Source organism: Chlamydia caviae GPIC (assembly GCF_000007605.1).
In the GTDB taxonomy this organism is placed as follows: Bacteria; Chlamydiota; Chlamydiia; order Chlamydiales; family Chlamydiaceae; genus Chlamydia; species Chlamydia caviae.
The window spans coordinates 1105174-1118380 of sequence record NC_003361.3 but is presented as its reverse complement, the minus strand read 5'-3'; the positions used below and the strand labels follow the sequence as shown (position 1 = coordinate 1118380).

The window sequence follows — 13207 nt, the reverse complement described above, 5'->3', positions numbered from 1 at the left end:
TGAAAGATCATTTTGATCGTCATATGCCCTCTTTCTTCATTTCTTAAGTATATAGAAAATTTTGCTTAAGCAGACATCTACTATTTAATGCACCAAGAGAGTTTATCTATCTGTATAGCTTGTCTAAAAGAGATCAGATGGGTAGTGCAGAAGTGTTGTTAGAATAAAAAGACAATCGCTTTCTAGTTATTTCTAGAAAGCGATCTGTAGGCGATTCTATTCTCCAGAAAATGGATTAGAATCTTTAAATAGTCCTTCAGGACCGAGTTCTTCTTCTATTGCCATAAGCCTGTTGTACTTGGCAATACGCTCAGAACGTGATAGCGATCCTGTTTTAATTTGTCCTGTATTGAAAGCTACAGCAAGATCTGCAATTGTTGTATCTTCGGTTTCTCCAGATCTGTGAGAAAGAATAGTTGTATACCCTTGGCTATGGGCAAGCTGTATAGCTTCTGAAGTTTCTGTTAATGTACCAATTTGATTTGGTTTGATTAACACAGCATTAGCAAGACCTCTACTAATGCCATCAGCTATTAATTCAGGATTGGTAACAAAGAGATCATCTCCAACGATTTGAATGCTTTCGCCAAGTTCTGCTGTTAGCAATTCCCAACCGTCAAAATCTTCTTCAGCGAGGCCATCTTCTATAGAATCGATAGGATAGCGATCACAGAGATCGGCAAGTATGTTCACTTGTTCTTCATAGCTCTTTCCATCATAGGTTTCTGCTTTCGTATCATAGAAGGAAGAAGCTGCGCAATCGAGAGCTAGGGAGATGTCTTCTCCAGGTTGGAAACCTGCTTTTTCGATAGCAAGTACAAGAAGATCTAATGCTTCAGAGTTAGATTTTAGTTGTGGAGCAAAGCCTCCTTCATCACCAACCCCTGTAGCTAAGTTTTTTTCATTGAGGATATTTTTCAAAGAATGAAAAACATCAGCGCCCATCCGTACAGCTTCTTTTAGAGAAGTTGCTCCGATAGGACGAATCATAAACTCTTGGAATTGCAAACCGTTATTTGCGTGCATCCCTCCGTTAATAAGATTCATCATAGGGCAAGGAAGCACATGAGCGAAACATCCTCCTAGATAACGGTAAAAAGAACGTCCTAATGTAGCAGCAGCAGCTTTTGCAGATGCTAAAGAAACTCCTAAAATGGCATTCGCCCCTAGCTTCTCTTTATTTGGTGTGCCATCAGCCTCTACCATGATAGAATCGATAAGGATTTGATCGAATATACTGATTCCTTGTAAGACAGGGAGAAGTACTTCTTTCACATTTTTTACAGCTTGTAAAACACCTTTCCCTTGGAATCGAGAACTATCTTGATCACGAAGTTCTAAAGCTTCTTTTATTCCTGTAGAAGCTCCCGAAGGCACACAAGCTTCTCCGAAAGTGCCTGCGTCTGTAGTTACTTTAACATATAATGTTGGATATCCTCTGGAGTCTAAAATTTCTCTAGCTTGGATATCGGAAATGACAACTTCTAACATGAGTCTTTAATCTCTTTTGTCAAGGGGTTGGATATTAGCTCCCAGGAACTTATTTAACATAATCTGCGTATACTCATTATGTTATTAGATCGGGTTACATAGGGGAGAGCTTAATGGCAATATTAGGGGCTGATTTTACAAAAAGCAAGCAGATTTCATTCGGGATTTTAGCAATGTTTTATGAAAGATAAAGAAGTTGTTCTTTAGCAGCTTTCATTTTATCTCGATATTTTGCAGCTTCATCAAATCGAAATTCATGAGCTGCTTCTTGCATGAGATTTTCAAATTTTTTTATCAGCTTTTCTAATTCTTTTATCGATAGAGGGGTTTTAGCAGGCTCTTGTGATTCTTTTTTCCCTCCCTGAGGGATAGGATTGGCAAAGATCGCTTTAATAATGGGTTTAGGCGTAATGTTATTTGCCTTATTGTAATCTAATTGTATCTGCCGACGGCGTTCCGTTTCTTTTAGGGTTTGTTCTATAGAGCGTGTTTTTTGATCGGCGTAGAAGATAACCTTCCCTTCTACATTTCTTGCCGCTCTTCCACAAAACTGTATTAAAGAAGAGGTACTACGTAAAAAACCCTCTTTATCGGCATCAAGAATAGCGACTAAAGAGACTTCAGGAAGATCTAATCCTTCGCGGAGTAAGTTTACGCCTATAAGTACATCAATATTTCCCAAACGTAAATCTGCAAGAATACGAGTACGCTCTGCAGTTTCTATTCCAGAATGTAGATATGCTGCAGCAATATCTAATTCTGAAAGGAAAGCAGCGATATCTTCAGCGAGCTTTTTAGTAATAGAAATGACTAAAATCTTTTCCTGAGATTTAGATAAGCGTTTGCGGATCTCTTCAAGTAGATCATCTACTTGCCCTGTTGCAGGACGAATTTCTGGAATAGGATCAGGAATTCCTGTAGGGCGGATGATTTGTTCTACGATATGTCCTTGACTTTCGTTTAGCTCTGTTTCTCCGGGCGTTGCAGATACATAAATTACATTATGGAAATACTTCTGAGCTTCTTCATAGGTCAAAGGACGGTTGTCATAAGCAGAGGGAAGCCGAAAGCCATATTCTACCAAAGACTGCTTTCTAGATAGATCTCCGCGGTACATAGCTCGTATCTGCGGTAGTGTTTGATGTGATTCATCTATGACTAATAGGAAATCTTCGGGGAAATAATCTAAAAGGCAAGCAGGAGGTGCTCCAGGAGGCATTTTTGTAAAGTGACGAGAATAGTTTTCTATTCCTTTACAAAATCCTGTTTCTTTTATCATTTCGATATCGTGCGTGGTTCTATGAAATAATCTATCTTGTTCTACAGGGCGATCGTGGAAGAATAGCATACGCTCTTCTAATTCTTCCCGTATAGAGCAGATAGCTTGTTCACGCACAGCTTCAGGAGTGACGTAATGCGACCCTGGATAGATAATCGTTGAGGCTACCGACGCTGTAGGGATCATAGTCAGGGGGTCGCTATATTCTATGGAGGATAGCGTATCATTGAAAAATTCTAAGCGGATAGCTTGATCACTTTCATAAGCAGGGAAAATATCAATAACGCTCCCGCGTTCACGAAATGTTGAACGTTGTGCTACAGGAGAAGCTTGATAGTTCATTTTCACAAGCTGAGCAGCAAGTAACGTGCGTGGGTATTCTTTTCCTACCTTTAGCTCTAAAGCCATAGAAGCATAGTTTTCGGGAGAACCAATACCATAAATACAAGACACAGAAGAGACGATTAAGGTATCTCTACGCTCTAAAATAGATCGTGTTGCAGATAAACGGAGTTTATCGATTTCACTATTGATTAAGAGGCTTTTTTCTATGTAGGTATCATTACGCGCAATGTAGGCTTCAGGTTGATAGTAATCGTAATAGGAGATGAAATACTCGACAGCATTGTTGGGAAAGAATTCTTTGAATTCTTGGTATAATTGTGCTGCTAATGTTTTATTATGTGCCAATACGAGCGTAGGACGATTAACATTAGCAACAACATTGGCAATGGTGAAAGTTTTCCCAGAGCCCGTAGTCCCTAAAAGTACTTGAGATTGTACATCATTACGTATGCCTTGAGTAAGTTTAGCAATCGCCTCTGGCTGATCGCCACAAGGGGCAAAAGCTGCTCGTAATTCAAAAGTCATAGCATGAATAGGTTATAGCGATAGACGCGAACGCCATTTACGACTTAACTCTAGGGTATTATGGACTTCTTCCATAGTTTCTTTTGCTAAAGCACACATGTTTTCGGTGCCTTTCTGCAAGGCTTCTTGAAGAATTTTAGGATGTGCTAGTAGCTCAGCACGTTTCTCTCTAAAAGGTTGTAAGAAGCGGATTAACTCCTCAGCAAGACGAGTTTTTATTTCAACATCTTTTATACATCCTTGACGGTAACGTGTTTTAAACTCTTCAACCTCTTCTTTATTAGGGTTGAAAATATCGTGATAGATAAATAGAGGATTTCCCTCAACACGGCCCGGAGTTGATGCATGAATTCGATTTGGATCCGTATACATCCTTCTGACCTTATCTTCGATAGTAGCGTCATCATCAGAAAGGTAAATAGCATTGTTTGCCGATTTACTCATTTTCCCTTGACCATCAATACCTACTAGAGAGGTAAGTTCTCCTTGTAGGGTTTCAGGTTCGGGGAAAATCTCTCCGTATAAACGGTTGAAATTGCGCGCAATATCACGTGTTAACTCTATGTGTGCTTCATTATCTTTCCCTACGGGAACAAGCTGAGCTTTTGCAAGAAGAATATCAGCACTTTGTAATACAGGATAACCCATCAATCCCAAAGATAACCCACCTTCTTCAATGGAAGCGTTTTTCGCCATTTCTTTAAGACTAGGAATTCCCATAATGCGGTTTACGGAAATTAGCATGGAAAATAGCAAATGGAGCTCATAAATCTCAGGAATTGCTGATTGTAGGTAAATAGAGGATTTGTTCGGATCTATCCCCACGCTCAACCAGTCTGCAAGAACTTCGTAAATGTGATTATCAACATCTACAACCTGTTCTTTACGCACCCTGGTTGTAAGAGTGTGGAGATCTGCTATGATGAAAAAGCAATCATAAGCGGGGTTATTCTGTAAATCTAAACGATTTTTGATGGATCCGACCCAATGACCTAAATGCAGCTTTCCTGTTGGCCGATCTCCAGTGAGTACGCGTTTTTTTTTATTCATAAATCTTTACTTATTGAACAGACTTTTCAAGTTCTTCAAAATGATTCTTCAAGGATATGATATCTTCTTGAATTTCTTGAAGATTTTTTTCTCCCACAGGGTTCTTTTGCGCTTCCAAAAGTCTTGCTAATAGATGACGAATTAAATGGCAGGTATTTTGCACATCGGTCATTAATAGGAACTCTTGTCCGTCTACTCTAGATAAGCGATTCAAGAATACGCAGCGCTCTTGCTGAGAAAGCATATCTGATGTAATGAAGTTAATAAATTCACCACGCTCATGAATATCTTTAGCAACACGAATAGGCATCATAAATTCAGTGATTAGACTTTGAGCTGCTTGTTTTTGATCGACAGAAAGTTCATGAATGAGTTTTCCGTTGATGAGCATTTCAAAAAAGAAATTCGCTGTTTCTTGTTGGCCTTGAGAGCAATTAAAAACAACATTTTGAAATTCTCGGAATGTAGTGTAGCCAATAGGGGTGGCAAAAATTCTTTTTAAATTTCCTTCAAGAATAAGAAAAATATTATCTTCCAGTTCTAGTGTTTTTGATTTAGCTGCCATATATTAGACCTTTGTATTGGGAAAGAAGTTATTTTTAACTTTTTGAAGCTTTTTTATCAATTTTTCCAGGGAAGAATAATCCTCAGGAGATAATTCCGAGCATTTTTTTAATAATTGTGAACCTTTGGAAAGTATAGCTAGCGCTTGTTTTGCTAAACATGTTTGACGACGATCTGTAGAAATTAAAGGAAATTCTTTTCTAATAATATCTAAAAGCTCGCCTTTACTTTCTCCACGGTAATTACGAATAATGGCTTCTTTTTTTTCTTGAGGTCCTTGTCGAGAAGCTAGTGTGTAGATAGCCTGTCTGGGCATTTTCTCAGCTTCTATTTTCAATGGTTCGGGAAGAGTAGAAAATAATTCGTAATATACGAGAAAGTTGTAAGGAGTTTGTCGGTTCCCGTAGGTGATGAGTAACCAAGCCGAGAAGGCTCCTTCGCGATACGTTTTTAATAAATCACGGACTTTTTTAATACGTTCTCCGTGTAAGAGCACAGCCTGATGATGGATTTGTTTTATTTGTGCAGAGAGAGTACAGAGATTTTTCAAATCTTCTTCGGAAATCTGATCTTCAAAAGTGTAGTTTTCTAGAAGTTGACGGAATTTCTCTTCTTCTTTTGGTGATAATTTTATATCGGAAAATCTGCTTAAGAAAGGTGAGAGCTCTCCTTCCATGCGCTTGCGTGTTAGCGTTTCCATTTTATCTTGAGTATTTTTCCTGAAACGACTCTCTAACAACGTTTTTAAATTTCCCATGGGATTACATGTCTCTCAGTAAAATTAACAATTCTTTGGTCAGATTTAGGTAATCCTCAGAAGCTCGTGCTGAAGGTGCTGTGGCAAATACAGGTTTTCCATGAATCGCGGCTTCAGAAATCGTAATATCTCTACGAATCTTAGTATTTAATAGCCTGCCGGGAAACGTCTTGTGAATCAACTCAGCAAACGCTGCGTTATTTTTCCCACGATAGTTCCAAAAAGAAAGAGTAACACCGAGGATATTTAAGGGATGTCTTGAGGAGATGCCTTGAATAAATGATGAAAGTCTTTCTAGCCCCTTAACGCTATAAAATTCAGGGGTAGCACAAATTAAAGCGTACTGTGCTGCGATTAATGCAGATTCTGTAAGCCAACATAAAGATGGGGGAGTGTCGATAATTACGTAGTCGTAATCGTTTTCTACGGAGGTTAAGATATGTTTTAACCGTTCATGAGAATAACGATCCGCGGCTAAATTTCCAGAAACTTCGACACGTTCTAACCAGGTGTCTGCGGGAATTAGATCTAATCCCGTATCTTCGATAGGACGAATCACCTCGCGAATGTTTTTTTCTCCCTGAAGTACGACAGCAAGGCTGTCGTAACAATCGGGATCAAGACCTAGTCCTGAAGTAAGATTTGCTTGAGCATCAAAATCAATGAGTAGTACTCGTGCGTTATGATATTGTGCTAAAGCGGCTCCTAAATGCAAGGTAGTTGATGTCTTTGCTGTTCCACCTTTAAAGCTATTGACAGCGATGGTTTTCATTCGAGGTGTTCGTCCTTAGATCTGGGTTTTCTACAATAGTGGAGTTAAACTCAAAGAGTTCTTTTCTTCAAGTATAGTATTTATAAATGTCTCTACTGTCATAGCGTTTAAAACTCGGTTATCACGGGTGCGTATCGCTAAGGTATTTTCCTCTATTTCCCGATCTCCCAAGGTGACCATGTAGTTTACCTGCATATTTTGTGCATTACGGATTTTTTTGCTTACAGACTCGTTAGAGTCGTCCACAGTAACAACAAGACCTAATTTCTGCCATGCAGCGGCCAGTTCTTTAGCATGCGGCTGATGGCGGTCCGCTACGGTAATCAGGCGAATATGCTCAGGGCTTAACCACAAGGGGAACTTACCTTTGAAATGTTCTATGAGAATTCCTAAAAATCTTTCAATCGAACCAAACAAAGCGCGGTGCAGCATAATAGGCGTGCTTTTTTCTCCCTGTGCATTTGTATATTCTAATTCGAAGCGTTCAGGTAAGAACATGTCTAACTGTATCGTTCCACATTGCCACGTACGTTGAATAGCATCTTTTACGTGAATATCAATTTTTGGTCCGTAAAAGGCGCCATCACCAGGATTAATGATGAACGGCGTGTTGGAATTTATAAGAGCGCGCTCTAAAGCAGACGTTGCTAATTCCCACAGCTCATCGCTACCGATGGTGTCTTTTTCCGGACGTGTGGATAGCTCCAAGTGATACTCAAGACCAAATGTTGAATAGAGTTCAGAAACTAAATTTAAAATATTTAGAGTTTCTTCTTCCACTTGCTCAGGAGTTAGAAATACGTGCGCATCATCTTGATGGAATGCGCGTACACGCATAAGTCCCGAAAGAGCTCCAGAAACCTCATAGCGATGCACGTGACCTATTTCCGCAATGCGTAGAGGGAATTCCTTATAGCTATGCAGGCGTGTTTTATAATATAACATGCATCCGGGGCAGTTCATCGGCTTAATGGCGTAGTCTTCCTCATCTATCTTTAGAGTGTACATGTTCGCTTTATAGTTGCTCCAATGTCCGGAAGTTTCCCAAAGACTACGATTCATCAGTTGTGGGGTTAAGATTTGCTTATAACCCGCAAGTTGATGTAAGCGTTGCCAATAACCTATCAATGCATCCCAAACAATCATTCCCCTAGGATGGAAGAAAGGCATCCCAGCAGAGCATTCTTGTTGAGAAAATAGGTCAAGTTTTGCTCCTAAAACGCGGTGGTCGCGTTTTTTCGCTTCTTCTAGTTGATGGAGATGTTCTTTTAACTCCTTTGTTGTAGGAAAAGATATCCCATAAATTCTTACTAAAGATTCCCGACTAGGATCCCCTCTCCAATAGGCTGCGGATGTACGTAAAAGTTTAAAAGCTTTTACAGGAGCCGTGGAGGGCAGGTGGGGTCCTCGACAAAGATCCATAAATTCCCCTTGGGAGTAGGCTGTGATGCTTTCTCCTTCTGGAAGTTCCTGAATCAGCTCTGCTTTAAATGCATTATGCATGAATTCTTTTAGAGCTTCTTCCTTGCCATTAAATGTTTTTTTGGACACCTCAAGTTTTTCTTGAACTATTTGCTCCATCATATTTTCAATCGCGAGCAAGTCCTCTTCACTCACGGAAAGATTTGCGAAGTCGTAATAGAATCCCTGGTTTATAACAGGTCCGATTGTTGGAACTGCTTGTGGCCAGAGACGTAATACAGCCTGGGCTAGGATATGGGCAGAAGTATGTAGAAAAATTTCTCTTCCTTCGGAATCTTCAAAGGTGACAAATCTTAAGGTATCGCCTTCGTTTAGGGTTGTAGATAGATCTTTAATTTGATCGTTTATGACAACGCCAGCAAAGTAATGAGAATTTTTTATTTTGCTCGCGAAATCAGCAGCAGTAGCGCCTTTAGGCAGCTCAACAGTTTCGTTGTTGCAAATCACGCGGATCATATTCTCTCCATTAAGAAGTTTTTAAGACTGTTTTTCTATGCCTGTTATTGTAACGTTTTTCTGGATCAAAGCAAGGGAGTTTTATTAAAAAAAACCTAAGATTTACGTGAGGGATAAGAGGTTATGTTAAAAGATATCTATAGGTAAAAATATATTTGAGTTGGAGCCAAAGATTTTTTCTTTTACAATGGGGTGTTTTCTATCCCAGAAATGACTTCTTCATGTCTATTTTTTTAGTATTTTTTACCGCTTTCATTTGGTCTTCATCTTTTGCTTTTAGCAAATTGGCGATGGAGGTTTCAGCACCTTTATTTGTAACAGGAAGCCGTATGCTTGTTGCTGGTTTGGTTTTAGCAGCAATAGTGTTGTGGAAAAAAGGGTCTTTAAAATTACCAAAACAGGTTTATGTTCCTGTTTTGATTTTAGCTTTAGTTGGATTCTACCTGACGAATGTCTGTGAGTTTGTAGGCTTACAAAACTTATCTTCTTCTAAAGCTTGTTTTATCTACGGACTTTCTCCGTTTATTTCCGCTTTATTTTCCTATATCCAGTTACGGGAAACTGTAACGGTGAAAAAAATAGCTGGATTAAGCCTTGGGTTGGTTGGCTACCTGTTTTATCTATTTTTTGGAGGTAGTAACTCTACGGAGACATGGAGCTGGCAATTGGGGGTTCCTGAGCTACTGTTATTGCTTGCGACCTGTTTGTCTGCTTTTGGCTGGACATTATTAAGAAAGATAGAAAAGAACTCCTCTTTATCGGTAATGGCAATAAATGCCTACGCAATGCTTATTTCCGGGGTTTTATCTTTAGGACACTCTATGGTTGTCGAGACGTGGAATCCTATCCCCGTGAGTAATGGGGTCGTGTTCGTTCAGGCAGTTTTTTGCCTTGTACTATTCTCCAATCTGATTAGCTACAATCTGTATGCAAAATTATTGAGAAAGTATTCTTCAACATTCCTTTCCTTTTGCAATCTTGTTATGCCTTTATTCTCGGCATTTTATGGCTGGTTGTTGTTAGGGGAGAGCTTATCAGGATCTTTGCTCATGGCTGTTGTATTTATGGTTGTAGGCTGCCGCCTGATCTACCATGAAGAATTTCGCCAAGGCTACATTGTTTCTTAATGTAAAGCGGCTTTACATAAGAAAGGCCCAACACAGTGTTTGAGCCTTTGCGTTACTTTAAGTGTGTAAAAAGATGTCTTAACTAAAGATTGCTGATGTTGTTTGGGTTTGAGAGTCGGCAATATTTTGTAGAGTCTGCAAAGCAGAGTTGAAACTTTGTTGCGACTGCTCTTGAAGTTGTTGCGCTTGTCCTGCGTACTGACCCTGAATGGAGGAAAGTTGTTTCAACTCTTCAGCGTGAGCTTCAGCCATACCAGCCTGTCTTTGGTGATGAGCAATTTCAGCTCCCATAACACCACCAACGATCCCGTCAATACCTGCTGTGAGAGCGTGAACCATCTGAGACATCTGCATGGATGTAGAAAGGGCTCTACCAGCAAAAGCAGCAGCGCGTCCCCCTTGAGTTTTCACTACGTTCATTCCGCGTGTAAGTTTATCTTTCCAGCCAGGGGTGTTTAATACTTTGCCGAATAATCCCCCGCCTTTTGCAGTCCCTGCAGTGGCTTTTGCAGTTGCAGCAGCGATATCGTCGGTTAATCCTGCTGCAGCTTTTGCAGCACCTTGAGCTGCAGAACCTGCAACACCAGAAGCAGCTGTTGATGCTGTTTTAGCGGCTGTAGTAGCAGCATCTGTGGCCATTTTTGAAGCTTGAGAGGCGGCTGAGCTCGCTGCGGATCCCGCAGCACCCGCTGTTTCTTTTGCAAAAGCTGCAGATTTTATTCCTCCTAAGCTTTTTGCAGCAGAGAGAAGACCCCCGCCGACGGAAACTGCGAAACCAACGATGTTAACGATCCCGGAGATCATACTTTGTTTAGCTTGAGCTTCTGTAGCAGAAGCTTGGTGATTTGCTTGAGTTCTAATCGCATTCCCTATTTCTGGGGCCATAGCTACTTGGTTTTGAATTGCCTGGTTTTGTTGTTGGAACTGTGAGGACCAAGATTTTGCACTAGATTGTGCAAGTAAGGTCATAATGAGTCCCAATAAGGCAAGAGTTCCCATGCCTTTTTTGATTACTACGCCGTTAACTTCCGTATTCTCAGGCATCGGAAGTTGGGGGAGCTCATAGTTATTTTGCTGCAGCCCTTTAGGTCCTTTTACAGCTTGAGCTGTAACAGTACTTGAGGCACTAGCTACTGACGTAGAGGAAGAAGATTTAGCAGATTTATCAGTTTTAGAGCTTTTGGTTGTTTGCGAAGTCGCTTCTTTTTTAGAAGTTCCTTGAGTTTGTGTCTCCTGGATTAGATCCTCAAACCCTGCAGCTGCTTCTTGTGTTTCTTGAGCATTACCTGATTTTTGTTGTCCTTGAGATTTAGAAGCCGCTTGACTGGCATTTTGCGCAAGCTGAGCAGCTAATGAAGGATCAGTATTATTACTTCCACTAACTCCTGATGTCATAGCAAAAATATCCCCTTAATAAATAATTTTTATACTGCTGCTGCTAAGCCCGAGCTGATAGATTGGAAGGCTTTAGCAATCTGAGCACCTAATTTAGTTGCTTGTTGCTGCATTTCATTTGCACTGTCAGTTTGTTTCGCGGCGATTTTACTTGCCTGTTGCCAAAACATGGTAAACATGTTCATCATTTCGGCTTGAGCGGTGAGCATCCCTGTTTTTTTCTGAATATCGGCAAGTTCGGTTTGCATTTCGGATAATTTAAGATCTCCAATACCTTTGACTAAAGAAGGAACGGCAACAACCACTCCCATTCCAGCAGTGACCCATTTATTCCCTAAAGTATTGATTACTTTAGAAAGTTTTGGGAAGCTCTTGGAAAGGGCTTTTTGCCCTGTTTTGAAGATCTTGGACATGTTCTTCATCAATGTCTTAACGGCGGCTTTAACAGCAGCTTTAATAGCTTGTTTGACCCCCTGTTTAATAGCGGATTTAACAGCTTCCATAACGGCAGTTTTGACTGCTTGTACAATGGCAGTTTTGACTGCTTGCATCACAGCTTGAACGGTAACCTGTGTAGCTACAGTTGTGGCTACGGATGTTGCGGCAGTAACTCCTGCAGTAGCCCCTGCAGTTGCAGCGGCAGCGGCGGCAGTAGCTCCAGCAGCGGCAGTACCTATAAGACCTAGACCGCAGGTAAATAATGCAGCAACAACAGAGACCACGGTAATAGTTACAGAAACAGCAATCATCACGGTGTTTACAGTTTCGAGTGTTTTATTCCCGTCTGCTTTTGCTTGAATCTCTTTCATTTTTTGGAATTCTTCACGTTCAGAATCGATTTTCAATCCTTGAGATTCTAAGGATAAGCGGTTCATCGTTGAAGCTTGGGCCTGGGTGCTTTGATAGTCAGAAAGGGCCGAAGCGGTAGCTTCTCCAAGAGCAGCGATAGCTTTTGCTATGGACATGCTAATTTCCATAACTTCCTGTCTAGGCTTGCTTATAGAAGGTTTAGGAAGATCTGGAGTCTCTAATCCTCGAATCGCAGAGTTTGATGATCTGCTAACAGCAGAGGCAACCAACTCTTGAACTTCATGTAGCTGAGTAGAATCTAAGGAAGATAAAGAGGAGAGAGTGGTCTCCAATGTTTTGTTAGTTTCTTCAAGTGAAGCTTGTAAATTTGCTCGGAAAGCAGCGGCGCCGGCTGTTTGGTTAGCGCCGGCGGCAGCTTCTGCAGCTTCAGTCTCTTGACCTGCGGCAATTCCTTGACCCGCCATGATGTTATCTGCGCCTTGAGCTTCAGAAACAGCACTGGTTTTTTCTTTACCTTGAGTTCCAGCAATACCAGCATCACTTTGCATTTCAGCGTTTTTCCCCTGTCGGGTTTGCTGAATTTGCTTAGTTTCATTGCCAGCAAGTTTATCTGGAGTGGGTACAGCTTGCGGTGTAGAAGCTAATACCTGAGCCATGATATTTTTCTGGTTGGCGTTGTCTGGACCTGAGGTAGAAAGAGACATGCTAATTTACCCTATGTTATCTAATTTTTTACTAAGACTAGTGTTTGTCAGAGATATGCTTATTTACTGTTGAAGATAGGTTCTTCAATCCATGAAGGACCGAAGCTAAATCTTTAGCAAATTTTGCATCTTCTTTAGGATTGTTAAACAAGCCTTCTGTAAGAGTCTCAATAGGGAGGGAGTCTAAAGTGCCGTTTAACGCAGCCATCATCTTTGCAAGTTGCTTTTCGTCTTGAATCCCAGAAAATGTTTGAGCTAGAGGCAAATCTTCATAAATAGAAGAAACCAAGTTCTCCAAATTTGAAATTGCTACTTCTTGTTTGTCTGTTTCATTTGTGAATAGGACAGGAGCAACATGTGTATGTTTTGCAGATGTCTTCTTAGTAGCTGTTTTTTTAGTAGTAGTTTTGTTTGTTTTTTTAACTTTTTTATTCATGTTGGAGTTCTCCT

General features: G+C 40.5%; 11 protein-coding genes. 1 reads left to right on the top strand and 10 read right to left on the bottom strand.

What is annotated here, in order from left to right:
* Nucleotides 1–216 precede the first annotated feature (216 nt).
* The 7 genes from eno to thrS all read right to left on the bottom strand — a co-directional run bounded on the left by eno (nt 217) and on the right by thrS (nt 8721).
* On the bottom strand, nt 217–1491 hold the full coding sequence (gene eno, locus CCA_RS04845) for a phosphopyruvate hydratase (RefSeq protein WP_011006915.1): 1275 nt from the start codon (nt 1489–1491) through the stop codon (nt 217–219).
* A 178-nt stretch (nt 1492–1669) separates the two neighbouring features.
* Complete coding sequence (gene uvrB / locus CCA_RS04840; protein ID WP_011006914.1) at nt 1670–3640, bottom strand: excinuclease ABC subunit UvrB; 1971 nt, start codon at nt 3638–3640, stop codon at nt 1670–1672.
* A 12-nt stretch (nt 3641–3652) separates the two neighbouring features.
* Nucleotides 3653–4690, bottom strand: coding sequence for a tryptophan--tRNA ligase (gene trpS, locus CCA_RS04835; protein WP_011006913.1), 1038 nt, complete (start codon nt 4688–4690; stop codon nt 3653–3655).
* Between the two features lie 10 nt (nt 4691–4700).
* The gene (locus CCA_RS04830; RefSeq protein ID WP_011006912.1) at nt 4701–5255 is read right to left on the bottom strand and encodes a DUF5414 family protein; all 555 of its coding nucleotides are present in this window, start codon (nt 5253–5255) and stop codon (nt 4701–4703) included.
* A 3-nt stretch (nt 5256–5258) separates the two neighbouring features.
* Nucleotides 5259–6011: a pGP6-D family virulence protein gene (locus tag CCA_RS04825; protein ID WP_011006911.1), complete on the bottom strand. Its 753-nt coding sequence runs from the start codon at nt 6009–6011 to the stop codon at nt 5259–5261.
* 4 nt (nt 6012–6015) lie between these two features.
* On the bottom strand, nt 6016–6783 hold the full coding sequence (locus CCA_RS04820) for a ParA family protein (protein WP_011006910.1): 768 nt from the start codon (nt 6781–6783) through the stop codon (nt 6016–6018).
* A gap of 30 nt (nt 6784–6813) precedes the next feature.
* Nucleotides 6814–8721, bottom strand: a complete 1908-nt coding sequence (thrS, locus tag CCA_RS04815; RefSeq protein ID WP_011006909.1) for a threonine--tRNA ligase — start codon at nt 8719–8721, stop codon at nt 6814–6816.
* Between the two features lie 221 nt (nt 8722–8942).
* Here thrS and CCA_RS04810 point away from each other — a divergent pair, with 221 nt between their 5' ends.
* The gene (locus CCA_RS04810; RefSeq protein WP_011006908.1) at nt 8943–9848 is read left to right on the top strand and encodes a DMT family transporter; all 906 of its coding nucleotides are present in this window, start codon (nt 8943–8945) and stop codon (nt 9846–9848) included.
* A 78-nt stretch (nt 9849–9926) separates the two neighbouring features.
* On the opposite strand, the gene sctE is transcribed toward CCA_RS04810, so the two are convergent.
* Genes sctE through CCA_RS04795 form a run of 3 tightly spaced genes read right to left on the bottom strand, consistent with a single transcriptional unit; the run spans nt 9927 to nt 13193 of the window.
* Nucleotides 9927–11243, bottom strand: a complete 1317-nt coding sequence (sctE, locus tag CCA_RS04805; protein WP_011006907.1) for a type III secretion system translocon subunit SctE — start codon at nt 11241–11243, stop codon at nt 9927–9929.
* A 29-nt stretch (nt 11244–11272) separates the two neighbouring features.
* A complete protein-coding gene (locus tag CCA_RS04800; RefSeq protein ID WP_011006906.1) occupies nt 11273–12757 on the bottom strand; it encodes a type III secretion system membrane protein in 1485 nt (494 codons plus the stop codon).
* 37 nt (nt 12758–12794) lie between these two features.
* A complete protein-coding gene (locus CCA_RS04795) occupies nt 12795–13193 on the bottom strand; it encodes a hypothetical protein (RefSeq protein WP_011006905.1) in 399 nt (132 codons plus the stop codon).
* Between the last annotated feature and the right edge of the window lie 14 nt (nt 13194–13207).

What these genes read in the sequence shown, in the direction of transcription:
- CCA_RS04825 (WP_011006911.1), bottom strand. Translation starts at nt 6,011, where the DNA reads ATGGGAAATTTAAAAACGTTGTTAGAGAGTCGTTTCAGGAAAAATACT.
- CCA_RS04830 (WP_011006912.1), bottom strand. Translation starts at nt 5,255, where the DNA reads ATGGCAGCTAAATCAAAAACACTAGAACTGGAAGATAATATTTTTCTT.
- trpS (WP_011006913.1), bottom strand. Translation starts at nt 4,690, where the DNA reads ATGAATAAAAAAAAACGCGTACTCACTGGAGATCGGCCAACAGGAAAG.
- thrS (WP_011006909.1), bottom strand. Translation starts at nt 8,721, where the DNA reads ATGATCCGCGTGATTTGCAACAACGAAACTGTTGAGCTGCCTAAAGGC.
- sctE (WP_011006907.1), bottom strand. Translation starts at nt 11,243, where the DNA reads ATGACATCAGGAGTTAGTGGAAGTAATAATACTGATCCTTCATTAGCT.
- CCA_RS04810 (WP_011006908.1), top strand. Translation starts at nt 8,943, where the DNA reads ATGTCTATTTTTTTAGTATTTTTTACCGCTTTCATTTGGTCTTCATCT.
- CCA_RS04795 (WP_011006905.1), bottom strand. Translation starts at nt 13,193, where the DNA reads ATGAATAAAAAAGTTAAAAAAACAAACAAAACTACTACTAAAAAAACA.
- eno (WP_011006915.1), bottom strand. Translation starts at nt 1,491, where the DNA reads ATGTTAGAAGTTGTCATTTCCGATATCCAAGCTAGAGAAATTTTAGAC.
- uvrB (WP_011006914.1), bottom strand. Translation starts at nt 3,640, where the DNA reads ATGACTTTTGAATTACGAGCAGCTTTTGCCCCTTGTGGCGATCAGCCA.
- CCA_RS04800 (WP_011006906.1), bottom strand. Translation starts at nt 12,757, where the DNA reads ATGTCTCTTTCTACCTCAGGTCCAGACAACGCCAACCAGAAAAATATC.
- CCA_RS04820 (WP_011006910.1), bottom strand. Translation starts at nt 6,783, where the DNA reads ATGAAAACCATCGCTGTCAATAGCTTTAAAGGTGGAACAGCAAAGACA.